At 46.4% G+C, this 796-nt stretch carries 1 protein-coding gene and 1 pseudogene; both read right to left on the bottom strand.

Translation table 11 applies throughout. The features are described 5' to 3' along the window. A pseudogene (locus L1D47_RS20890) lies at window positions 1-177 on the bottom strand (IS5/IS1182 family transposase); the annotation flags it as partial. 344 nt (window positions 178-521) lie between these two features. Next, window positions 522-796: transposase (locus L1D47_RS20895; protein WP_239886637.1), on the bottom strand; the 275-nt coding region annotated here is incomplete at its 5' end.

Raw genomic sequence — 796 nt, forward strand, 5'->3', positions numbered from 1 at the left:
CGTTTCCAGTGGATAGGGACGACGACCATTGCCCGCTTTTGGATAAAAGGGCTCAATCACTTCCAGCAGTTGAGTCCATGGTAACAGGTTGTCCATCCGAGATAAGAAAATCTCTTTACGGGTCTGGCGGCGCTTGCTGGAAAACTCACTATCGGCAAAAGTTAACTGTTGGCTCATGGGCGGTAATGGCTGTGATTTACTATGTAGCTATGATCTCACATCAGGGACTTATTCGCATCTTCCCTAGACGACTTTTAGCCTACGAACTGCCCCGAGTCTTATGGACAAATTCCACACCATATCTAACTAAAAGATGTGGGGGGCGATTCAGTATATAAGGATTCAGCTTTCCTCAGGTCTTGTAGCCAATGAACCGTATATTTATGATGCCTTCTCTAGGGAAACTGCGAACAAGTCCTGCAATTTAGGTATAGAGCGAGGTTTTGAGCGGCCCGCCTGATTTTTGAACGCTAAGTGTTCAATTTTGGCCAACATACTGCCGTTTTACGCCGAATTTCGACCTAATTCCAGGCTGTTCCCGGATTTMAGACAGATCTTGGCTGTCGTCGTAACATCTGGTCTACTTTAAACAGGTTCGCCAAGGTGAATAGCATGGCTAACTGTGAGTCATTTTTCGTCAGCCCTTTATAGCGTGCTTTGATAAAGCCGAACTGACATTTGATGATTCGAAACGGGTGTTCTACCTTCGCCCGAATGCTGGCTTTTAAATACTCGATGTTGATGGCGGTTTTATTCTTGCGGGGATGCTTCTTCAGCGCCCGAACTTTGCCGGGAC

Source organism: Shewanella sp. Isolate7 (assembly GCF_022398425.1).
Taxonomy (GTDB): Bacteria; Pseudomonadota; Gammaproteobacteria; order Enterobacterales; family Shewanellaceae; genus Shewanella.